The following is a 21,387-nucleotide window of genomic DNA, read 5'->3' on the forward strand; positions in this document are numbered from 1 at the left end:
CGTTTCGGTGAGGAAGCGACCGGCACCGCCGTGTCGCGGGCGAGTCGAGTATTCGGCGCCTACGCTCGCTCCATCTCGGCGGCGAGTTCACGCAGCTTCCGGATCCGCTCGTGCGTCGGGGGGTGAGTCCACGGCAGGCCGAAATAGCGCGTCGGGACGATGCAGAAGGCGTTGAACCCGGCCATCGAGCGCATGTCTTCGTCCGGTGCTTTCGGGAGCCCGTGCAACTCGGCGAGCGCCTCGGCCAGCGCGACGGGCTTGCCGGTGATGGCGACAGCGCCGCGGTCGGCGGCGTACTCGCGGTAGCGCGAGAGCGCGAGCGTCCCGGGGAGACTCACGAGCAACAGCGGCAGGCTCAGCATTGCCACGAACACCGCGACGCCGAAGTACCCGAGGAGAATCGCTTTCCCGTCCATGCTGTCGAGGGCGGCACCGAGGAAGGACAGCGCCACCGTCGCGGGGAACCCGGCGACGGTCATCACCGAGGAGTCGCCGTTCTTCAGGTGGGAGAGTTCGTGGGCGAGCACCGCTTCGAGGTGCTCGTCGTCGAGTTCCTTCAGCAGGCCGAGGGTCACGCAGACGACGGTCCGGTCGCCCGCTCCCGCGGACATCGCGTTGGGTTCGTCGCTGGGGATCACGGCCACCGGCGGCCGGGGCATGTCGGCCTGGGCGGCGAGCCGGTCGACGGTGTCGAACAGTTCGGGATGGTCTTCGCGGTCGATGGCGATCGCCCGCGTCGCGACGTAAGCCAGCCGGTCGGCTTCGAAGACGAGCCCGCCGAGGACGGCGAGCACGACGCCGAGAACGACGAGCGCGGCCGACAGCGGGAGAAACAGCACGATCGGGCCGAGGAGGACGGCGTAGCCCACCGCGGCGAGGGCGAGCGCGAGGACCATCCGGTGGGTCAGGCGGCTGTCCGTCTGCCACTCCATACTCGACGTTCATGTCGGACGAGTAATAGGCCTTCGGTCGGACGGGTCGGCGGGGAACGGGCCGCGATCAGGCGGTTTCCTGCCGACCGGCGAGATCCTGAAGGCGTTCGATGCGGCGCTCGGTCGAGGGGTGGGTACTGAACAGCCGCGCGATGACGCCCTTGTCGATGGGGATGATGAAGAACGCGTTCATCTCCGACTGCGAGCGCATGTCCTCCTTCGGAACCTTGTCCATGCGGTTGTCGATGGTCATCAGCGCCGAGGCGAGTGCAGCGGGCTTGCCGGTGATGGCAGCCGCGCCGCGGTCGGCGGCGTACTCGCGGTACCGTGAGAGCGCCCGGATCAGGAAGAAGGAGACGATCCAGACGACCAGCGAGGCGACGACGGCGACGATGACGCCTCCGCCACCGCCCTGTCGGTTCCGGCCGCCGCCACCGCCGAAGAGGAAGCCCCACCGGAGGATGAGCATCGCGATGGTCGAGAGGAACGATGCGATGGTCATCACCATCACGTCGCGGTTCTTGACGTGGGCGAGTTCGTGAGCGAGTACGCCCTCCAGTTCCTCCTGGTCGAGCGTCTGCAGGAGGCCGGTCGTGACCGCGACGGTGGCACTGCTCTTCGAACGTCCGGTCGCGAAGGCGTTGGGCGTCCGCGTGTCGGCGACGGCGATCGTCGGCTTGGGCAGGTCGGCCTGCTGTGAGAGGCGACTCACCGTCGCGTGCAACTCGGGGAACTCGTTCTCGTCGACTTCGCGGGCGCCCATGCTCCTGAGCGCCAGTTTGTCGCTGAAGAAAAACTGGACGAACAGGAAGATCCCCGCGAAGATCGCGACGAACAGCATCGACGCGAACTGCGTGAGTATCGCGAGGAAGACGACGTACACCACGACGAGGAGGAACATCGTGAAGAACATCCGACCACGGAGGCCCCAGTCGGTTTTCCACTCCATACCAAATAGCACGTACGGAGGACATATCAATTACTCGCGTCGCGGTTTCCGGTTCGGTGTCCGTCCGACGTCCCGCGAGCGCAACCCGGGAACGCGGGCCTTATACCCCGCAGGCCAGTACTCCGGGGTAATGAGTCGTTCCGGCGAGTTCTGCCCGCGCTGCGGGGACGCCATCGAAGCGGACCTCGACGCCCGCCCGGCGCGCCCGGGGGCCGAGGGGGTCCGCGACCCCGACAGCGTGCTCTGCGACAGCTGTTACTTCGAGGAGTTCGATCTGGTCGACGCGCCCGACCGGATCGACGTGCGCGTCTGCTCGCAGTGCGGCGCGGTCCACCGGGGGAACCGCTGGGTCGACGTCGGCGCACAGGACTACACCGACATCGCCGTCGAGGAGGTCTCGGAGGCGCTCGGCGTCCACCTCGACGCCACCGACGTGAGCTGGGAGGTCGCCCCCGAGCAGGTCGACGAGAACAACATCCGGATGCACTGCCAGTTCTCCGGCATCGTCCGCGGGACGCTCGTCTCCGAGGAGGTCGTCGTCCCCGTCAAGATCGCCCGCCAGACCTGCGAACGCTGCGGTCGGATCGCCGGCGGCTCCTACGCCGCCATCGTCCAGATCCGCGCCGAGGAGCGCACGCCGACCGACGAGGAGATGGAGCGCGCACAGGAGACCGCCGAGTCGTTCGTCGCCGAGCGCGAGGCCACTGGCGACCGCAACGCGTTCGTCACGGAGGTTTCCGAGGTCGACGAGGGGCTGGACATGAAGATCTCCACCAACCAGCTCGGGCAGGGGATCGCAAAGCGAATCGTCGAGCAGCAGGGCGGGTCGTTCGAGGACTACGAGACCCTCGTCACCGAGGACGGCGACGGCAACGAGGTCTACCGGGTCACCTTCGCCGTCCGCCTCCCCCGTTATCGCCCCGGCGAGGTCATCGACCCCGAGGACGGCGACGGCCCGGTGCTCGTGCGGAGCGTCCGCGGGAACCTCAAGGGCACCCGACTCGCCACGGGCGACCACTACGAGGCGAGCTTCGAGGAGGGCGACGCGCCCGACGCGCGGCGGCTGGGCACCCGCGAGGACGTCCAGCCGACGACGGTCGTCGCCGTCGAGGACGAGAACGCCGTGCAGGTCCTCGATCCGGAGACCTATGCGGCCAAGACGATCCCCCGCCCCGACTACTTCGACACCGACGCCGACGAGGTGCCGGTCCTCAAGAGCCGCGCCGGGCTGCACGTGGTGCCCGAAGACGACCCCGAGGTCGCGGAGTCCGACACCGACAGTTTCTGACCGGCCGAGAGCAACTTTTTTCGCCCAGCAGTCGGTCACACGGCACATGCGCAAGTCCCTCCGTTCGTTCGGTACGGTCCTCCGCCGGTTCGTCGCGCTCGTCCCGGTGTTGATCGCGGTGACGACGCTGCCGATCGCCCTGCTGGCGCTGTTCAACGCCGGCTTCGTGACAGCGCTCGAGATAGTCGTGACCGGCTGGCTGCTGCTGACGCCCGTTGCGGTGTTGCTCACGTGGGTCGTCCTCGGCCTCTCGCCGGTCGACCTGCCGTGGTCGCTGGCCGACCGCGAGGTCGAACTGCCCGGGGTCGCCAGCGACTCCGTCGATTTCGGCCCCGCGTCGGCCACCGGCGCCGACGCCGACGGGGACGACCCCGTCGAGGTCCTGCGCGAGCGGTTCGCGCGGGGCGAGATCGACCAGCACGAGTTCGAGCAGCGCCTCGACCAGCTGCTGGCGACCGAGGACGGCTCTCCCGGCGGCCGTCGTGCCGATTCGGCCCGCGATGGCAGCGCAGGCCGCCGCGACACGGCGGATCCGACCGCATCCGATCGGCGCTCGCAGTCCGGCGGCGAGCGATCCGCCGACCGCGGGTCGACCGTCCGACGCGACCGCGAACCGGAATCATCGTGAGCGGCTGGTGACCGGGCGAGTGATCGGTTCCGATTCCGCTCGTTCGGCCGGCACCGACTCGAAACCGTTTCGGCCGTCGGTCGCCTTTCGACGGGCAGATGGACGAGACCGAGGAGCGCCTCGCGGTCGTCGTGGACAAGCCGCGGACGGAGGCGGTGATCGACGACCTGGAGGCCGAGGGTGTGTACGACGACGACCGGTCGGTCCGCGAGTTCGACGCGGGGAGCGTCTCGGTGCCCGTCACGGCGGTCCCCGAGACGGTCGAGTACAACGAGGTCGTCCGGCAGGTCGGCGAACCGCGACTGCGCGACCTCGCCGACTACCTCCGCGAGCGCGGCTGGACGGACGAGGAGATCGACCGAGCGCCGTCCTCGTGGGCGGTCCTCGGGACCGTCGTTCTCGTGGATCCCGGCGAGGCGCCGCGGCCCGACGAACTCGGCGAGGCGCTGCTCGCCCTCCACGGCGAGGCCGACACCGTCCTCGCCCGCGGCGGGATCTCGGGCGCCCACCGCGAGCCCGACGTGGCCGTGCTGGCGGGCGCGGGCGATACGGAGACGGTCCACCGCGAATACGGCACGGTCTACGCGATGGACCTGGCGGAGGTGATGTTCTCGCCGGGGAACAAGGCCGAGCGCGCCCGCATGGGCGAGGTCGTGGCCGAGGGCGAGCGCGTCGTCGACATGTTCGCCGGCATCGGCTACTTCACGCTGCCGATGGCCCGCGCCGGCGCCGAGGTGACCGCGATCGAGCGCAACCCGGCGTCGTTCCAGTACCTGCTCGAGAACGTGCGGCGAAACGGCGTCGAGGGCCAGGTCCAGCCGTACCGGGCGGACTGCCGGGACGTGCTCGAACAGACCGACTCAGTGACGGACGTGACCGCCGACCGCATTGTCATGGGCTACTACGAAGCCCACGAATACCTCGACAGCGCCCTCGGTGCGCTCGAACCGGGCGGAGTCGTCCACATGCACGAGGCGACGCCGGAGGGACTGGTCCCGGATCGGCCCGTCGGGCGGTTGCGCGAGGCGGCCGCCGAGCGCGGCCGGGCGGTCGAGGTGCTGGAAACCCGGCGCGTCAAGGGCCACAGCGAGGGCGTCGCCCACGTCGTCGTCGACGCGCGCGTCGAGTGATTGGGGCGGTAGCAATTGGCACGACGTGGCGGGGTCGGCGGCCGGCGCCACCACAGTAGTTTTTATCCCATGGGCGGGAAAGGTCCGAGCATGGCGCAGGGGCCCTACGAACGGGTGCTGGAGACACTCGAAGACCTGGACGCTCGGCTAGCGGGGCTCGAGGTCGGCTACAACGAGACCAACGCCGCTGCAGCCGAGGATCTGGTCGCCAGGCTCGGCGAGTTCTTCGAGAGCGACCCCGAGGACTACGTCGCGCTGCGGGAGGCAGTCGAGCAGCTCGTCGATGACGAGGACTCCTCGTACGCCGCGACGGCGAAGGAACACGCCGACGCGCTCAGGGACCGCGTCGAGGCGCAAATCGAGAGCCGGGACTGACACCGAACTGACGCTGCCCCTGAACGCTCTACTCGCCTTATTACACTTGATTGTCCGACCGTGCTCGACTCGCACATCTCACCTTTCCCCACTCCACTTCGTCTCATCTCCCCAGCGGAGCGCGACTTCTTGTTGCGTCGAAATAATGTGCCGAGAAAATGAGGGGAGACAGTCTCGGGTGCGCCCCGACGCGTCGGGCTCGCCGAGTCGCTCGCCGGCCACTGGCGAGTGCGCGAGGTAGGGCGCGAAGCCGGCTCTCGATTCACCATCGCGCCTTTGGCGACCTCCATCTTGTCGAATAGATAATGTATTTGTACGATCGACCCGTCCATAGTGCCAACGATGGGTGATAGTAGTGGCGCTCCCCCAGAAGTCACGGGGCGATTTTCGGTACGCGCCGCCGGGAGGGAGCTACGGACGCCGAAGGCGATCCGTCTGTCCGCACGACTCGACGATGGGCTCGTTCTTTCGCTCAATCCGGAGACCGACTCACCCGACCGCGGCGACTTCGCGATCGGTTCCGACTCACAGCCCCTCGTTGCGGTATCGCCCGATGGAACGGTGGTGTGGGTCGCCGACGCAGAAGACGGGCTCGCAGACGCCGTCCACGAAGAGGTACACGTCCAAGGGGGCCGCGTAATCACGCGAACCGACACGGACCAATACGTCGAGTTCGACCCGGAAACGGGTTCGGTGGTCCGCTCGTGGTCGAACGAGGCGTTCGTAATCGATGGACACCACCACCGGTTCGATCGCGCTATCGAGTCGTTCAGGTTCTCCGAGGGGACGTGGGTACTACAGACCGATCGCGGTCTGTACTGGTTCGATAGTTCCGGACGGCGACTCGCCGAGTGGTCGCTCGACGAACTCAGCCGACCGGACCGCTGGGACGATCTGTTCCCGGGAGTGTACCAACTCCACGGGGGGAAGACGCTCCTCGCGATTCAGGAAGACCAGCGAGGAAGTGGCGGTATCTCCGTGCTGTATGGGTTCGACGAAACAGGGGAGCAACACTGGAGGCGGCAGTTTCGGCGCCGGTGGGTCTTCCACCCGGAAGAAGACCGGCAGTGCTGCGTCTCTACGCACCTGCGGCGGAACACGTACGCCACCGTCAAAGTCGACATCGAAACGGGTGAGTTCGTTCGAGCGGTTCGCGGTCCGGAAGACGCCGTGCAACGGTTTCTCGACACCTGAGGCTCCCACTGCCCGATATCCGCCACCCCCTCGTGACGTAGCCGACGCGGGGGTCGTTCACAGCCAGTCGACGAACGACCCGTCCAGCAGCGTCGCTTTCTGGTTGTCGACGTAGGCCGACTGCATCCCCCAGATCGCTTCGGCGAGCGGGACGTTCTCGTCGACGGCAGCGGCGACGTGGTCGTGCTTCCAGCGGGCGGGCGTCACGCCGCGGTCGGCCCGCTCGCGCAGCGGCCGGACGTATCGGCGGGCGGCTTCCGTCGGGAGCCCCTGCGTTTCGAGGCCCTGCCGGGCCGCCTCGAAGAGTTCGCCGTAGATGCGGTCGTGGCTCGTCGTCTCCGCGCCGTCGCTGGTGATCCACGTCAACTCGGCGTCGAGTCCGTCGCGACTCGCCGCGTAGAAGTTCTCGCGTGCGGTCTCCCAGTCCATCCCCCTGACCGGGTGCTCGATGCTGGTGAGCGAGGTCAACAGGCCGGCGAAGGCCGCCTGGAAGCTGACGGCGTCGCGCACCGTCGGCTGGGCGGGCAGCGGGCGGAACTCGATGCGGGCGTTGGCAGACGAGCGGGAGGCGCCGTCGAAGACCGGACGGACCCACCGCCAGTAGCTGCCGTGTTTGTGCCGGAGGTGGGCGAAGGCGTCGTCGAAGCGCTCGCCGCCGGCCACATCCATCGGGACGATGGTCTCGTCGGCGACGATGTCGTCGATGGCCTCCTCGACCGTCTCGAAGTCCGGGGGGAACCGAACCTTGTCGGGCGCGTCGTCGCCCGCGGGGTTGAGGACGTCCTCGAAGACGCCGATCCGGTGTTCCATCCAGGCGTCCGCGACGATATCGGCGTCGTCGTCGTCGTCGTAGAGATCCGGTGGGAAGAACGGCGCGTTGACGCCGAGCGCGAGCAGCGGCCCGGCGATCCGCAGCGCGTACCGGAAGTACTCGGGCAGGTCGGGGGCGTGGGGGATCTGGTAGTGCGGTTGGATGGAGGTGATGAGGCTTTCGGGCATGACGGTGTCGGCCCGCAGTGAGACGTGCGGGGCCTCGATCCGCATCCCCGTCGGGTAGTCGGTGTTGGCCATCGCGTGGTAGCGGGCGGCGTCGGACATGTTGGTCCCGATGCGGACGCCGCCCTGCTCGACGGAGTCACAGAGGTAGTCGGTCGCCGTCTCGCCCGTCGGGGGGACCGTCCACATCCCGTCGCTGACCAGCCGGATGTCGTCGCGGTCGGTCCGCTTCAGCGCGGGGACGAGGTTGGCCTTGAGCTCCTGCTCCTGTGCGGCGAGGCCGTGCTCGTTGAGCGGCTGGGGGCTGGTCTGCATCTCGGCGTTGTGCAGCCCCAGCTCCTTCTCGAAGCCGATGAGCCCGAGCAGGCCCCGGGGGACGCGCCGGAGCGACCCCGAGCGCGCGTCGACGGCGTACAGTTCGAGTTCGAGGCCGACGATGGCCTCCGTGTTGTCGAAGGTGCCGTCGCGCACCTCCGCTTTGAGCCGCTCGGCCTCCTCGGCGGCTCGTCGGTCGAACTCCTCCGCGTCGACGGACAGCGCCGCACGGACGCGCGCCGCGAGTTCGGAGCCGGACATACCAGCCCGTTCGACCGCCACGATACTTGAAAGGCGTGGGGACTCGCCGACGCCGGCCCGACCCTTCGATCCGCCGTCAGTTTCAACTCGCCGCTGTGCGAAGCGGGTGGTATGTCAGGGACTGGCTCGATCCTCGGGCGCCTCCGGAAGCCGGCGTACACGGGTGAGAATCGCTGTCTCCCGTGTACTATCCTCAACGTCGCCATCGCGTCGGCGGGGACGACGCTGATCGCCGTGTGGCTCACCGCGGCCGGGTACCCCACCGTCGCGCTGTGGGTCGGGACGGCCGTTCTCGCCGTCTCGCTGGCCGCCATCTGGCTGCGCGGGTACCTCGTGCCCGGGACGCCCACGCTGACGAAACGCTACCTCCCCGACTCGGTCCTCGCGGCGTTCGGCAAAGCGCCGCCGGACTCGCCTGACGGCATCGCCGCGGGCGCGGGACAGGAGAAATCGACGGGGAGCGAATCCGCGTACAATTCGACCGAGGCGACGGCCGCCGCGGAACCGGCCGAGTCGCTCGACGTCGAGGCGCTGCTCGAACGCGCCGGCGCCATCGAGCCGTGCCGCGGCGACGACCGCTGTCTGACCGAGGAGTTCGGGCGGGCGTGGCGCGACGAGATCGAGGCCGTCGGCGACGCGGACGACCTGTCGCCGTGGCTGGAGCATCTCGGGCTCGAAGGGGGCGAGGTGTCGACGAGCGAACGCGCCGGCGCGTTCACGGTCAGCGTCGACGGCCGGCGCGTCGGCACGTGGGCGTCCCGTCCGGCCTTCGAGGCGGACCTCGCGGCCGGGTCGCTGCTGGCAGAGGGCGTCGCGACGTGGGACGGACTCGACGCGCACGCGCGCGGACAGGTCTGCAACGGGCTCCGGATCTTCCTGGAGACGTGCCCGGGGTGCGGCGGTCCGGTCTCGTTCGGGACCGAGACCGTCGAATCGTGCTGTTCGAGCCGCACCGTCGCGGCGGTCACCTGCGACGACTGCGAGGCACGGGTGTTCGAGTCGCCCGTCGACGAGGACCAGGCCGCGGCCTGACCGACGCGGACAGTCCCAGCGCTCGTCCGGTCACGCCGGCGCTTCGATCGGATCTGGTGGATCCGCATCTCGCTTCTCTTCCAGAAACGTCCGCTCTTCCTCCGAGAGTTTCGGGGCGTCCGGGTCGTCATCGCGCTGGCGGTAGACGTCGAGACCAGCCTGATAGGTCGCTCGCGAGTCGTCGCTCCCGTCCCCCTCGCCTTCTTCGTCCGGTTCGCCGAGCGGTCGGTCGAGGACGAGTTCGGCGACGCCGGTCTCCTCGCCGGTGAACCGGAAGCCGGCGCGGTACAGCGCCTGGTAGGCGAAGGGGTTGTTGACGGCGATGCGGGCGCGGTCGTAGCCCCGGCTGCGGGCGCGCTCGGCGACGAACGCGGCCAGTCGGGGGCCGATGCCGTCGCCGCGGCGGTCCTCGCGGACGGTGACGTAGCGGATCCAGCAGGTCCCGGCGTCGGTGCGGTCCTCGTTGAACGCGGCGGCGGCGACGACGTCGTCCGCGGCGTCGCCGTCGGCGGTGACGGGCGGTCCCGGCGTCGCTTCCTCGTCCGATTCGCCGTCCGTCTCGTCCGCCCGCTCCGCGGGGTCGCGGACGAGCGCCTTCCCCGTGTTCGACATCACGAACTTCCCGGCGTAGCTGAACTCCCGGTAGTCGAGCGTGAACGTCGGGCCGTCCGCAGGCCACCCCAGCAGGACGTACTCCATTGCGTGGATCTATCGGACCCGATCCCTTGTACCACGCGATGGCTCTCTCCCGTCGAGCGCGTCGTGGCTGTCTGTGGCCGCACCGAACCAGTGAAGGGGCGAGGCGCCCTTGGTTCGGCCGATGACATCCGTGGGGAGAGCGGTCCGACACCGGGTCGATCCGGCGCCGTTCACGGCGGTGGTCGCACTGGGCGATCTGGTCTGTATCGCGGCGTTCGTCCTGCTGGGCGTGACGGCCGGCCACGAGGGCATCGACCCGCTGGCCCGACCGGGCCGCGTCGCGCTCACGTTCCTCTCGTTCGCCGCCGGGTGGGCGGTCATCTCGCTCGCTGGCGGGCTATATACGGCCGACGCCCGCACGTCGGCGAAGGCGGCGATCGCACGAACGATCCCGGCGTGGATCGGCGCAGCGGTGATCGCGCAGGGGTTGCGAGCGACATCGTTCTTCCCGGGCAACGCCGCAGTGACGTTCTTCCTGGTTTCGGTCGGCGTCGTCCTCGCGCTGTTAGTGCCGTGGCGCGTCGTCGTGAGTCTCCTGCCGACCGACGGCTGAGCGCGAGCCACCGGCCGTTCGAGAATCGAAACCGACGGGTCAGCGTGGCGTGTGCCGCGCCGCTGGCGGCGTACCGAACTGCGTCCAGTAGAAGGGGGGTGGGTGGTGAAAGGGGTGGGTCGCAGAGGGTGGGGGTGGAAAGAGAGTGGTGGGGTGGGTGAATCGGGGGTGGGTGGTGAATGCGATCAGGCTGTCTCGCGACTGCGGAGGGACCGCTCGCTCCCCGGTCGCGCGGTCCGTCGGCTCGTCGTCAACACGACTCTTCGACCGGGACGGCTTCCGTAGACTGGATCCACGCTTCGTGGTTCTCGCGGTCGTAGATGACGAACTCCTCGTCGCCGATGCTGAGTTCGGCGTACCGCGACTGCTCCTCGCCCGTTGCCTGCCGTTCGTCTCCGTCGTCCGTTGCGTTTGGCGTCATGGTATCTCGAGTCGGCTCGCGCCGTCTCGCTGTCCCTCCGGCCCCCACTTTCCAGTCGGGTACCATAAGCACACCTCCTTAATTATCACTTCGTATAATGGTGTGCTGGGGCGTGGGGACGTATTTTGGGAGTCGAGAACGGTATCGAACCGTGGGCTGGTTCGTCTCTTCTCTCTAGTTCTCCGTATTGACAACAGGGCGTTCTCCGTCCACTCGCTGCTTTTGCTGTCGACCGGATCGGCTGTCGAGTGGAGTCGTCCGCGCCTGGCGCGATCGATGCCCGATGCTCTGTTGCTGATATCGGGACGATGAGTGAGTACGCGCGCCCGATCTCGGGAAATAACCATTCTATACGTTATGGGAATTATCTGCAATGGCGACAGAGCGAATATACAGTGGTAAAGAAAAATGCTAGCGGAAGGATTTGAGAAACACTTATGTATTACTGTCCTGTAGTTTATGATAGATTATGACGCGATACTACGACCTCGTTCTCGGCCTGATCCCGCTCGCACTCGGTGGCATCGCGGCGCTGCTCACCGTCTTCGGATTCGCGCTCACGACCGCCGTTCCGCTGGCTTCGGTCGTCGCCGTCGGTCTCATCGGTCACGCGATGTTCGTCAACGGCCCCGTCGACGAACCCCGCCCCGCGGCCGACGACGCCGGCTTCCAGCCCGCCGACTGAATCGGTTCGTCTCTCTGCGGCGATTCTCTCACTCTCTGTCCGTTCCTCGCGTGGTTTCCCCGTCCGCTCCCGCCGTCTCTCGGAAGTCCCCCACGCATTTACTCACGGTTCCCCTACCGACTGGTATGACGGACGGAACTGCGCTGTTCCTGTCGAGCGAGGACGTATCGGGTCTCGCGACGCCTGCTGAGTACGTCGACGCGGTCCGGGACGGGTACCGCCAGCGCGGCGAGGGCGCGCCAGCCCGCCCGCGAACGAAATTGATGGGCGGCGACCCGCCGGGGATGCTCACCGGCTACACCGCGATGCTCCCCGACACCGGGGCGATGGGCGGGTACATGTACACCGGCGGCTTCGGCTCCGGCGACGCCCACTTCGTCCTCCCGCTGTTCGACGCCGACTCCGGCGCGCCGCTGGCCGTCTTCGACGGCGCGAGCCTGAACCCCTTCAAGACGGGCGCGACCGGCGCAGTCGGGATCGACGCGCTCGCGCGCGAGGACGCCACCGAACTCGCCCTGATCGGTAGCGGCTCGCAGGCCCGCGGGCAACTCCGCGCAGCCGTCACCGTTCGGGACTTCGAGACGGTGCGGGTCTTCTCGCCAACCCGCGAAAACCGCGAGACGTTCGCCGACGAGATGGACGGACGAGTCGATCCGACGGTCCGGGCCGCCGAATCGAGCGACGCTGCGGTCGAGGGGGCAGACGTGGTGATCACCGCGACGAACGCCTCCCAGCCGGTCTTCGACGGCGACGCGCTCGCCGACGGCGCCCACGTCACCTGCATGGGGCAGTACCACCCGGAGAAACGGGAGGTCGACGCCGAGACGGTCGCCCGCGCGAAGTACGTCCCCGACCTCCGCGAGCGCGTCGAGCGCGACGCCGGCGCCTACCTGCTCGCCCGCGAGGAGGGCGCGATCGGCGACGACCACGTCCACGCCGAACTGGGCGAGGTGGTCGCCGGCGTCGAACCCGGTCGCGAGGCGGCCGACGAGGTGACGCTGTTCGACAGCGGCGGCACCGCCATCGAGACGGTCGCCGCCGCGTACATGTGCTACGAGCGAGCGCGCGAGGCCGACCTCGGCAGAGAGATCGAATTTCTGCCCGCGAGCCAGGCGTTCGATTCGTAGCTCGGTGGGTCGTACCGAGAACTGAGGTACAACCGTAGTCGGACACCCATCGGTCGTTTACTGGGTTCGGCGTACAAGATGTGGAGTGTGGATGCAGCAAAAACCGCATAGTGAATCCTGTCCCTGAATCAGAGACTGAACGGTGCCAATCCAGAGACACTCAATCTGTTAAATTAAGGGTGGGTATAAGGCCCCCGGCCGATCTGTTTGGTCATAATGAGCGGGGGCGAGACGAGAAAGCGCATCGAGGATATCATCTCGAAACTGGAGAGTGGGGTGCGTCTCGCCACTGACGATGTCATATTCATCTTTGGTCACGTCCCGTCGCTCTCGGATTACGGGGAGTTGGAACAATACCGGAATGAAATCGACTACGCGATACCCAGCGGAGTCGGTCACGGAGCGTACGTGGAAATTCTTCGGAGACTCGAGAAAGTGGGGGTCATCGATGAACTGCGCCCGGATTTGGTAGATCCGTCGCTCCATCCCGATGGCTTCGAACGAATTGAGGGGAACGGTGAAATTCGCTATCGGGGTGTTACGGTTGGAGAAGGGGCATCTGAAGGTGTCGGGCGGATCCACCCACCTGACAAACGACCGACCAGTCTTTGGCGGCTCAAAATGTCCGTCCTCGAGTACCTGTTCTGTATCGAGAAGGGATTCCGTTTCGATCCCGAGATGATCTATGACTTCGAGACGGATTACCGGGAGTTCCTCCGTGCTGTCATCAGCTGCACGGCCCTGAACGAGTACCAACTCGCGGTTACTGCCGAGGGAAACACACCTCATCTGACAGTCCGCGTGTCCCTCTCCGTAGGTGGACGATCGTATACGACAGCATTCGAGCCGGTAAGTGATTGGATCAGATTCGACGCTCTCGAACCGGTTCAGGAGGCACTTGACGAGCAAACCTCACAGACGGTACACCACCACAGCGCGGCCAACGATGGGTGGATCCTGATACTTGCAGATGAACACGAAGAGTTAGTTGTACAACTTCCTGACGACTAAGCGGGGTTTCTGCCTGACCATCAAAACCGTCTCAAACTGCTGTAAATCCCATTAGAGAGGTGTCAAATATCTGGTCTGTGTCTTTCACGACTCCGGGATCGGTTACCGTCTCTGGTGAGAGTTATACTGATAACTCTGCATTTGGTACTGTGTGGTTCTTTTACGCCTGTTCGACCGAAATCGAGTTCGTGTCTACCGAGGCTAGCCCACGATCACCTCAGTAGTCCGGCGGGACGTAGAGGTTGAGCGTCTCGAGCGGTTCGTCGCCGTCGTTTTCGATCTCGTGGGTCTCGCCGGCCTCGACGACCAGCAGGTCGCCGGCCCCGAACCGCACGTCGTCGCCGTCGACGGTCGCACGACCCTCGCCCGACACGACGTACAGCCACTGGTCGCTGCCCTCGTGGAGGTTGTCCGGACCGCCGGTCGACTGACCCGGCGAGAGGGTCATCTGGGCGGCCTGCGCGTCGTCGGTCGTCAGGCGGACGTCGAAGAAGCCCTCGAAGTCGAGGCTGGTGCGCTTCATGGTCGTCCAGCGGTTCGTGAGCCTGCCCCGTCAGTTCTCCGGGTCGCCGTCGTTCCGCTGCGCGCAGTTCGGCGCTCCGGGACCGTCAGTCGTCGCCGGCGTAGGCCGCGGGTTCGCGGTCGTCGACGATCAGGTCGCCGGCGACGAACTCCGCGAGCGCGTCCCGCATCCGGCGGCTGGCGTGTTCGGCGCCCAGCGTCACCTGGTACATCCGGGCGCCGACGAGCGCGGTGTAGATGGCCTCGCCGGTGGCCTCGGGGTCGACCTCGCGGAAGACGCCCTCCTCGATGCCGTCGGCGACGATATCGGCGACGGTCTCGATGTTCTTCTCGTAGTGGGTGGCCAGCCGCTCGCGGAAGTCGTCGTTGTGGACGGCCTGGACGCGGAGTTCGAGCAGCGCGAGGGCGAACGTCTCTCGGTCTTCCTCGCCCGGTTCGATCACGAACCGGTCGATGAACTCTTCCAGCCGCTCTAGCGGCTCCTCGGTCTCGGACTCGGCAAGGCGGTCGCCGATCCAGCCGACGATGTCGTCGACGAACGCGAGCAGCAGTTCCTCTTTGGTGTCGTAGTGGTAGTGCAGTAGCGAGCGGCTCTTGTCGAACTCGTCGGCGATGTCCTGCATCGTGAGGTGGGCGTACCCGTGCTTGCACAGTGCGCGGTACGTCGCGCCCATGATCGCCTCGTGCGTGTCCCCCTCTACGTCCACCTCCTGGGCCATATCCACGAGTTATCCGGCCGAGCCAAAAATCTTCCGCGGGCCCGGATCCCGCCCGATCGATCTGATGGGACTAACAGGAGAGTCAGTCTTATGTGTGATAGACTGATACGGTGTGGCATGCCACCCGGCGGTCCCGACGACGACGAGTTCGAGGAGTTGCGCGCGGAGGAGTCGAACGCGATGGTTCGGCTGTTCGGCGAGTACGGGCGCGGCCAGCGGACGCGCTTCGTCGTCGGCGGCCTCGCTAGCGTCTTCTCGACGCTGATGGAGCTGGTGCCCGCGTTCCTGCTCGGGCGCGCCATCGACTCCTTTCTCACCGCCGACCGCCCGTTTCGACTCCCGTTCGTCCCCCAGTCGTGGCTTCCGTCGGTCCCTGTGGAACAGTTTCTCTTCCTCATCGGACTGCTCGCGGGCTCGCACGTCCTCGGGGCGGCGCTGGGCTGGCTCAACTCCTGGGCGTGGAACGGCTTCGCCCAGCACTTCCAGCACGAGATGCGGGTCGACGCCTACGACGCGATGCAGCGCCGGGAACTCTCCTTTTTCGACGACAAGCAGACCGGCGAGGTGATGTCCATCCTCAACAACGACGTGAACCAGCTCGAGGGCTTCCTCACGAACAGTCTCAACCAGGGCATCGGTATCGTCTTCCGGGTCGGTGGGATGGGTGCGGCGATGCTCCTGATCAACTGGCGACTCGGCATCGTGCCGACGGTCATCATCCCCGCGCTGGGCTACGCGAGCTACGTCTTCGTCAGGCGCATCCACCCGAAGTATCAGGAGGTGCGCTCGTCGGTCGGGCAACTCAACTCGCAACTGGAGAACAACCTCGGCGGCATCGAGGTCGTCAAATCCTACACCACCGAGCGCTTCGAGACCGACCGCGTCGAGGAATCCTCCCGGGAGTACCTCGACGCCCAGTGGGACGCCATCACGACGCGGATCGCCTTCTGGCCGACACTCCGGTTGGTGACCGCCGCCGGCTACACCGCCACGTTCCTCGTCGGCGGCTACTGGGTGATGGTCAACCGCGGCATCGTCGCGGAGCCACTACCGTTCTTCAACGGTGCGCTGACGGCCGGGACGCTCGTCGTCTTCCTCTCCTATTCCCGCCGGTTCGTCTACCCGATGCGCCAGTTCGGCCAGATCATCAACGACTACCAGTACGCCGAGGCCGCCGGCGAGCGCATCGTCGGCCTGCTGGATACCCCGTCGGGGATCACCGACAGCTCCGACGCGATCGAACTCGACGGACTGGATGGCGCGGTCGAGTACGACGACGTCCACTTCGCCTACGACACCGAGGACGGCGAGGAACAGGTGCTCGACGGCGTCTCCTTCGACGTCGAACCCGGCGAGATGGTCGGTCTCGTGGGCCCGACCGGCGCGGGCAAGACGACGCTGATGAAGCTCCTCCTGCGGCTCTACGAGGTGGACGAGGGCGCCGTCCGCGTCGACGGCCACGACGTGCGCGACGTGACCCTCCACAGCCTCCGCCAGCACATCGGCTACGTCAGCCAGGAGCCGTACCTGTTCTACGGGACGGTGCGGGAGAACATCGCCTACGGTATCCCGGACGCCGCCGACGAGGACATCGAGGCGGCCGCGAAGGTCGCCGGCGCCCACGAGTTCGTCGTCGACCTGAAAGAGGGCTACGACACGAAGGTCGGCGAGCGCGGCGTGAAGCTATCGGGCGGCCAGCGCCAGCGCGTCTCCATCGCGCGGGCGGTCCTCAAGGACCCGGACATCCTCGTCCTCGACGAGGCGACCAGCCACGTCGACAACGAGACCGAGGCCGTCATTCAAAATAGCCTCGACGACCTCATCGAGGACCGTACCGCCTTCGCCATCGCCCACCGACTCTCGACGGTCCGCCACGCCGACACCATCCTCGTCATGGACGACGGGGAACTCGTCGAACAGGGCACCCACGAGGACCTGCTCGCCGAAGACGGGCTCTACGCGACGCTCTGGCGCGTGCAGGTCGGCGAGATCGACGCGCTCCCGCAGGAGTTCCTCGAACGCGCCGCGGGGAGCAACCCGCAGCCGAGCGATCTGGACTGAGCGGGGTAGTTCGCCGGATCAGCTCTTTTCGCGGTTCAGTTCCCTGTCGATGGAGTCGGGCTCGACCCCGTCGAGTTCGAGTTCCAGCCGCCGTTCGAGTTCCGCTTCGGAGATCTCGCCGCTGGCGTAGCGCTCGCGCAGGCGCGAGATCCGGTCTTCGCCCGTGTCCGCGCTCCTCGTCGAACCGGTATCACTCCCGAACGGGTTGGTGTCCGCCGAATCCTCGTCCGAGAGCAACGAGAACAGGCGGAATCCGCCGTAGAGCAGTCCGCCGAGGACCAGGAGCGTGACGACGGTGGTTACGATCGCCCACACGAACCCCACGAGCGCGAACACGGTAGAGAGGACGACGCTGACGAGGAACAGTGCGAAGACCGCCAGGGCGGTGTACTTCAGCAGCTTCCAGAGGGCCATGTTCGACAGTGAGGCCGCGTCGGCAAAATGTCTGTCTCCTGTCGGCTCACCGACGGTGGAGGCGCCGACGGCCGGTCCGCCGCGCTCCCCGCCCGCTGGCAACCGACGAAATGAAACGTCTCGGCGGGATAGGAAGCGCCGATGGACGTTCGGTTTCTCGGCGGTGCGCGCGAGGTCGGCCGGAGTGCTATCCTCGTCAACGACCGACTCCTCCTCGACTACGGCCTCATGACCGGCAACCCACCCCGGTTTCCGGTCGAGCGCGTCGACCCCGACGCCGTCGTGGTCAGCCACGGCCACCTCGACCACGTCGGCGCGGTCCCCTCGCTGTGCTCCGGCGACCGCAGACCGCCAATCCACTGGACGCCGCCGACCCGCGAACTCGCGCTGACGCTCGCCCGCGACACGCTCAAACTCCACGGCGGTACCTACGACTGCCCGTTCACCGAGACCGAGGTCCGCCGGGTCACGCAGGTCTCCGAGACCCACGGCTACCGCGAGTCCTTCGAGGCCGCGGGCCACGAGATCACCTTCTACAACGCCGGGCACATTCCCGGGAGCGCGCACGTCCTCGTGGACGACGGCGAGACGCGACTGCTCTACACCTCCGATTTCCACACCGACGACCAGCGCTTGGTATCCGGAACGACGGCCCGCCCCGACGCCGACGTGGTCATCTGCGAGAGCACGTACTCGGACGTCGAACACGAGGACCGCGCGACGATCGAGGAGCGCTTCGCCGAGAGCGTCCGCACCACGGTCTGGCAGGGCGGCACCGTCGTCGTCCCCGCGTTCGCCATCGGTCGCACCCAGGAGATGCTGCTCGTCTGTGAGGCCCACGATATCGACTGTTACGTCGACGGGATGGGAAAACAGGTCACGCGGATGCTCGGGCGCCACCCCGAGTTCCTCCGCGACGCCGACGCGTTCCAGCGGGCGAAGTCGGCGGCCCGCTTCGTCGACGGCCGCGACGGACAGCGCCGGCGTATCGCCGAGCAGAACGCGGTCATCGTGACCACGAGCGGGATGCTCTCGGGCGGGCCGGCGATGACCTATATCCCCGCCGTTCGCCACAGCCCGACCAACAAGATCGCGATGACGGGCTACCAGGTCGAGGGGACGCCCGGCCGCGACCTGCTCGACACCGGCAGCGCCGAGATCGACGGCCGGCGGATGCCGGTCAGCGCGCAGGTCGAGTCCTACGACTTCTCCGCGCACGCCGACCGCGACGGCATCCTCGACTTCCTCGATGCCTACCGCGACGCGGAGGTGCTCGTCAACCACGGCGACCGCTGTGAGGCGTTTGCGACCGAACTCCGCGAAGACGGGTTCGAGGCTTCGGCCCCGACGGTCGGAGAGACGGTCGAGATCTGACCGCTCGCGTCGCTCACCCGAGGACGCCGAGTTCGGCGAGCAGGATCAGCCCAGTTACGATCGGGAGGCAGCCGAGGATCGTGAGGAACACCACGGTACCGACGTAGTCGGCGGTCGAGACGGCCGTCTCGCCGTCGTCCACGAACTCGATGGAGAGGACGAGCGGCGTCACCGCGGCGGGGCCGGCCGCGAGGACGACGAAGGCGGCGGTCACCGTCGGGTCGCCGACGTTCACCAGCAGGGCGACCGCGAGCGCGACGACGGGGGCGACGAACAGCTTGAGGCCGACGGTCGGCAGCGTCTCCCGCACCGTCGCCGACAGGTCCATCGACTCGACCTGCAGCCCGAGGATCAGGAGGAAGACGGGGATCGAGGCGTTGCCGAGCAGCCGGAGCGTCTCCATCGCGGTCCCGTCCTCCGGAGGGACGAGACCGAGACCGGTGGTCAGGCCGGCGGCGACCAGCGCCCAGACGACCGGTTGCCTGAGGACGCGTCTGAGTCCGTCGACGTACGCCTCCTCGTCGCCGCCGGTCGAGAGGAGGTAGATCCCGAGGGTGTGCAGGAGGACGTTCTGGACGAGGACGAACAGCACCGCGGTCGAGCGGCCGACGGCACCGAAGGCGAAGGAGGTGACGGGAATGCCGAAGTTCCCGGCGTTGGGGACCGCGGCGGCCATCGCCGCGCCGTAGGCGACGGGTCCGCCCTGCCCCCGGAGCCGACCCATGCCGAGCGCGAGTGCGCCCATTCCGAACGTGAACACGACCATCGCGGCGACGGCGGCGGTGACGGTCCCGAGGTCGGCGGTCAGCGTCACGAGCGTCTCGAAGACCAGCGCCGGCAGGAGCACGTAGATGGCGGCGGCGCTCAGCCCGTCAGTGTCGACGTCGCGGACGCGGCCCAGCAGGTAGCCCACGAATGCGATCGAGAGCGGCGGCGCGACGGAGGAGAGGAATATCGACGGGAGCGAGCCGATCACCTCGAGTGCCTGCACGGTATCGGCTACGGGGACGCGATCGCTCCGGAAAATCCTGACGACTCTGGCTCGTGCGTCGGTGCGTTCGCGGGCCGCCGCCGAGCGTCGTGCGAGCCGAGGGATGGTGGCGGCGATCAGTCTGTCACGAGCCTGCACACCCCAACCGGAGCGTCCGACCGGAGTCTAAACGGTTTTCACCGTCCAGTCGAAAACCGGGGCGTGGTGTCCTGGTCCCGATACAACCCCGTTCGAGCGGTCCTCCTCGCAGTCGGCTCGCTCGTCGCGCGCTTCGGCATCATCGACCGCGAGCGCGTCGAGCGGGCGACCGACCTCTCGTGGCCGCGGATCGTCACCGGCCTCGCGCGGATGTCCCGCTCGACGGTCGACGTCGCGATGGTCGGCATTGCGCTCGGCCCCCCGGCCATCGCCGGCGTCGGCTACGCCAGCCCCTTCTGGGGTCTCGCGTTCGCGCTCGGCGGCGGGGTCGCCGGCGGGACCATCGGCCTCGTCTCCCAGCGGTTCGGCGCCGAGGCCTACGAGGAACTCGCCCTCTCGGTGAAGGTGAGCGCCCTCCTCGCGGCCGCGCTCACGATCCCGCTGGTCGCCGTGTACGGCGCCTTCGCCGAACCGCTGATCGCGCTCATCGGGTCCGGCGACGAGGCGGTCGGCTTCGGCGCCGACTACCTGCGGGTCGTCGCGCTTGGCGTCCCCTTCGCAGCGCTGAACCTCATCGGGAGCCGCACGCTCGTCGGCGCCGACGACGCGTGGACGCCGATGATCCTCCGCGGCGGCGGCGCCGTCGTCAACATCCTCCTCAACGCGGTGCTCATCTTCGGGCTCGGCTGGGGCGTCGCCGGCGCGGCCATCGGGACGGCGCTCTCGAACGTACTCGTCACGGTCGCGTTCGCCGTCGGACTAGCGCGGGGCGGCCTCCCGCTCGTCGGCGACTTCCCGGTACAGGTTCCCCTCTCGGGTCCGCACGTCGACCGGTCGCTGCTTTCGGACCTCGTGGAGATGGCGACGCCGCTGATCGGGACCAACCTCGCCCGGAGCGGCGGGCAGTTCCCGAAGCTGTACATCGTCGGGCTGTTCGGCCCGAACGTCGTCGCGGCGTACGTCGTCGCGATGCGCGTCCGCGGGCTGATGGACACGCCCAACTGGGGCTTCAGCATGGCGTCGTCGTCGCTGGTCGGGCAGGCGCTCGGGCAGGACGACGAGGACGACGCCGGCGCCTGGGCGCACGACATCGTCCGCTTTTCCATCGCGGTCTACGCCATCATCGCCGTCGGCGTGTTCGTCCTCGCCCGCCCCATCGGCCGCGTGTTCGTCGACGAACCCGCCATCCTCCCGACGGTGGTCACGTTCATCCGCGTCGCCTGTCTCGGCGTCCTCTTCAGCGGTGTCTACGGCGGGGCGACCGGCCCGCTCCGGGCCAGCGGCGACACGCGCTGGCCGCTATACGCACAGCTCGCGGGACTGTACGTCTTCGCGCTCCCCATCGCGTACCTCGGGGTCGTGGTTCCCGAGATCGGGTCGGACGCGCTCTACGCCGCCGTCCTCGCGGAGATGGCGATCCCGGCCTGTATCGCCTACTACCGCTACCGGTCGGGCGCCTGGAAGATCGTCAGCCGCGACTACCGTCCCGACGCCTCGCCGAGCGACTGACCGGGGTCGGGTCTCTCTGGACGGGCCGCCGGTCGCGGGGCGTGAGAGACCGACCCAAAGGCA

Annotated in this window: 22 protein-coding genes; 13 read left to right on the forward strand and 9 right to left on the reverse strand. The window is 67.7% G+C overall.

Translation table 11 applies throughout. The features are described 5' to 3' along the window. Positions 1-59 precede the first annotated feature (59 nt). Both AB2U09_RS11975 and htpX read right to left on the reverse strand, forming a co-directional pair. Positions 60-932 carry a M48 family metalloprotease gene (locus tag AB2U09_RS11975; RefSeq protein WP_459192954.1) on the reverse strand — a complete coding sequence of 291 codons (873 nt, stop codon included), beginning with the start codon at positions 930-932 and terminating at the stop codon, positions 60-62. A 67-nt stretch (positions 933-999) separates the two neighbouring features. Then, on the reverse strand, positions 1,000-1,881 hold the full coding sequence (gene htpX, locus AB2U09_RS11980; protein WP_459192955.1) for a zinc metalloprotease HtpX: 882 nt from the start codon (positions 1,879-1,881) through the stop codon (positions 1,000-1,002). A 130-nt stretch (positions 1,882-2,011) separates the two neighbouring features. Here htpX and AB2U09_RS11985 point away from each other — a divergent pair, with 130 nt between their 5' ends. The 5 genes from AB2U09_RS11985 to AB2U09_RS12005 all read left to right on the forward strand — a co-directional run bounded on the left by AB2U09_RS11985 (position 2,012) and on the right by AB2U09_RS12005 (position 6,496). Then, positions 2,012-3,169, forward strand: coding sequence for a 60S ribosomal export protein NMD3 (locus AB2U09_RS11985; protein WP_459192956.1), 1,158 nt, complete (start codon positions 2,012-2,014; stop codon positions 3,167-3,169). A gap of 46 nt (positions 3,170-3,215) precedes the next feature. Beyond that, a complete protein-coding gene (locus AB2U09_RS11990) occupies positions 3,216-3,797 on the forward strand; it encodes an SHOCT domain-containing protein (RefSeq protein WP_459192957.1) in 582 nt (193 codons plus the stop codon). Between the two features lie 98 nt (positions 3,798-3,895). Continuing rightward, on the forward strand, positions 3,896-4,927 hold the full coding sequence (locus tag AB2U09_RS11995) for a class I SAM-dependent methyltransferase (RefSeq protein WP_459192958.1): 1,032 nt from the start codon (positions 3,896-3,898) through the stop codon (positions 4,925-4,927). Between the two features lie 90 nt (positions 4,928-5,017). Continuing rightward, positions 5,018-5,302, forward strand: a complete 285-nt coding sequence (locus AB2U09_RS12000) for a hypothetical protein (protein ID WP_459192959.1) — start codon at positions 5,018-5,020, stop codon at positions 5,300-5,302. A 342-nt stretch (positions 5,303-5,644) separates the two neighbouring features. Continuing rightward, positions 5,645-6,496, forward strand: coding sequence for an outer membrane protein assembly factor BamB family protein (locus tag AB2U09_RS12005; protein WP_459192960.1), 852 nt, complete (start codon positions 5,645-5,647; stop codon positions 6,494-6,496). Positions 6,497-6,553: 57 nt separating this feature from the next. Here AB2U09_RS12005 and AB2U09_RS12010 read toward each other — a convergent pair whose 3' ends face one another. Next, positions 6,554-8,068 (reverse strand): glutamate-cysteine ligase family protein, encoded by a 1,515-nt coding sequence (locus tag AB2U09_RS12010; protein WP_459192961.1) that lies wholly within the window; start codon positions 8,066-8,068, stop codon positions 6,554-6,556. 111 nt (positions 8,069-8,179) lie between these two features. Between AB2U09_RS12010 and AB2U09_RS12015 the strand changes: the two genes are divergently transcribed. After that, positions 8,180-9,100: a DUF8054 domain-containing protein gene (locus AB2U09_RS12015; protein WP_459192962.1), complete on the forward strand. Its 921-nt coding sequence runs from the start codon at positions 8,180-8,182 to the stop codon at positions 9,098-9,100. A gap of 30 nt (positions 9,101-9,130) precedes the next feature. Here AB2U09_RS12015 and AB2U09_RS12020 read toward each other — a convergent pair whose 3' ends face one another. Continuing rightward, positions 9,131-9,799: a GNAT family N-acetyltransferase gene (locus tag AB2U09_RS12020; protein WP_459192963.1), complete on the reverse strand. Its 669-nt coding sequence runs from the start codon at positions 9,797-9,799 to the stop codon at positions 9,131-9,133. 121 nt (positions 9,800-9,920) lie between these two features. Between AB2U09_RS12020 and AB2U09_RS12025 the strand changes: the two genes are divergently transcribed. Continuing rightward, on the forward strand, positions 9,921-10,352 hold the full coding sequence (locus AB2U09_RS12025; protein ID WP_459192964.1) for a DUF3054 domain-containing protein: 432 nt from the start codon (positions 9,921-9,923) through the stop codon (positions 10,350-10,352). A 250-nt stretch (positions 10,353-10,602) separates the two neighbouring features. On the opposite strand, the gene AB2U09_RS12030 is transcribed toward AB2U09_RS12025, so the two are convergent. After that, a complete protein-coding gene (locus AB2U09_RS12030) occupies positions 10,603-10,773 on the reverse strand; it encodes a DUF7331 family protein (RefSeq protein ID WP_459192965.1) in 171 nt (56 codons plus the stop codon). Positions 10,774-11,242: 469 nt separating this feature from the next. Between AB2U09_RS12030 and AB2U09_RS12035 the strand changes: the two genes are divergently transcribed. From AB2U09_RS12035 to AB2U09_RS12045, 3 genes are all read left to right on the forward strand, one after another. Further along, positions 11,243-11,458, forward strand: a complete 216-nt coding sequence (locus tag AB2U09_RS12035) for a DUF8015 family protein (protein ID WP_459192966.1) — start codon at positions 11,243-11,245, stop codon at positions 11,456-11,458. 125 nt (positions 11,459-11,583) lie between these two features. Further along, positions 11,584-12,585: an ornithine cyclodeaminase family protein gene (locus AB2U09_RS12040; protein WP_459192967.1), complete on the forward strand. Its 1,002-nt coding sequence runs from the start codon at positions 11,584-11,586 to the stop codon at positions 12,583-12,585. A 216-nt stretch (positions 12,586-12,801) separates the two neighbouring features. After that, entirely contained in the window at positions 12,802-13,596 is a 795-nt protein-coding gene (locus AB2U09_RS12045; protein ID WP_459192968.1) for a hypothetical protein, read from the forward strand. Between the two features lie 217 nt (positions 13,597-13,813). Here AB2U09_RS12045 and AB2U09_RS12050 read toward each other — a convergent pair whose 3' ends face one another. Together AB2U09_RS12050 and AB2U09_RS12055 are read right to left on the reverse strand one after the other, a co-directional pair. Continuing rightward, positions 13,814-14,119 (reverse strand): cupin domain-containing protein, encoded by a 306-nt coding sequence (locus tag AB2U09_RS12050; RefSeq protein WP_459192969.1) that lies wholly within the window; start codon positions 14,117-14,119, stop codon positions 13,814-13,816. 85 nt (positions 14,120-14,204) lie between these two features. After that, on the reverse strand, positions 14,205-14,837 hold the full coding sequence (locus AB2U09_RS12055) for a TetR/AcrR family transcriptional regulator (RefSeq protein WP_459192970.1): 633 nt from the start codon (positions 14,835-14,837) through the stop codon (positions 14,205-14,207). A 117-nt stretch (positions 14,838-14,954) separates the two neighbouring features. Between AB2U09_RS12055 and AB2U09_RS12060 the strand changes: the two genes are divergently transcribed. Then, entirely contained in the window at positions 14,955-16,898 is a 1,944-nt protein-coding gene (locus tag AB2U09_RS12060; RefSeq protein ID WP_459192971.1) for an ABC transporter ATP-binding protein, read from the forward strand. Positions 16,899-16,916: 18 nt separating this feature from the next. Here the strand turns inward: AB2U09_RS12060 and AB2U09_RS12065 are convergent, their stop codons facing one another. Then, complete coding sequence (locus AB2U09_RS12065; RefSeq protein ID WP_459192972.1) at positions 16,917-17,312, reverse strand: SHOCT domain-containing protein; 396 nt, start codon at positions 17,310-17,312, stop codon at positions 16,917-16,919. Between the two features lie 141 nt (positions 17,313-17,453). On the opposite strand from AB2U09_RS12065, the gene AB2U09_RS12070 reads away from it, so the two are divergent. Next, positions 17,454-18,686 carry an MBL fold metallo-hydrolase gene (locus AB2U09_RS12070; protein WP_459192973.1) on the forward strand — a complete coding sequence of 411 codons (1,233 nt, stop codon included), beginning with the start codon at positions 17,454-17,456 and terminating at the stop codon, positions 18,684-18,686. A 13-nt stretch (positions 18,687-18,699) separates the two neighbouring features. Here the strand turns inward: AB2U09_RS12070 and AB2U09_RS12075 are convergent, their stop codons facing one another. Then, positions 18,700-19,677, reverse strand: coding sequence for an AEC family transporter (locus AB2U09_RS12075; protein WP_459192974.1), 978 nt, complete (start codon positions 19,675-19,677; stop codon positions 18,700-18,702). A gap of 204 nt (positions 19,678-19,881) precedes the next feature. Between AB2U09_RS12075 and AB2U09_RS12080 the strand changes: the two genes are divergently transcribed. Further along, positions 19,882-21,324, forward strand: coding sequence for an MATE family efflux transporter (locus tag AB2U09_RS12080; RefSeq protein WP_459192975.1), 1,443 nt, complete (start codon positions 19,882-19,884; stop codon positions 21,322-21,324). Positions 21,325-21,387 lie beyond the last annotated feature (63 nt).

The organism is Halosimplex yunnanense (genome assembly GCF_054504345.1).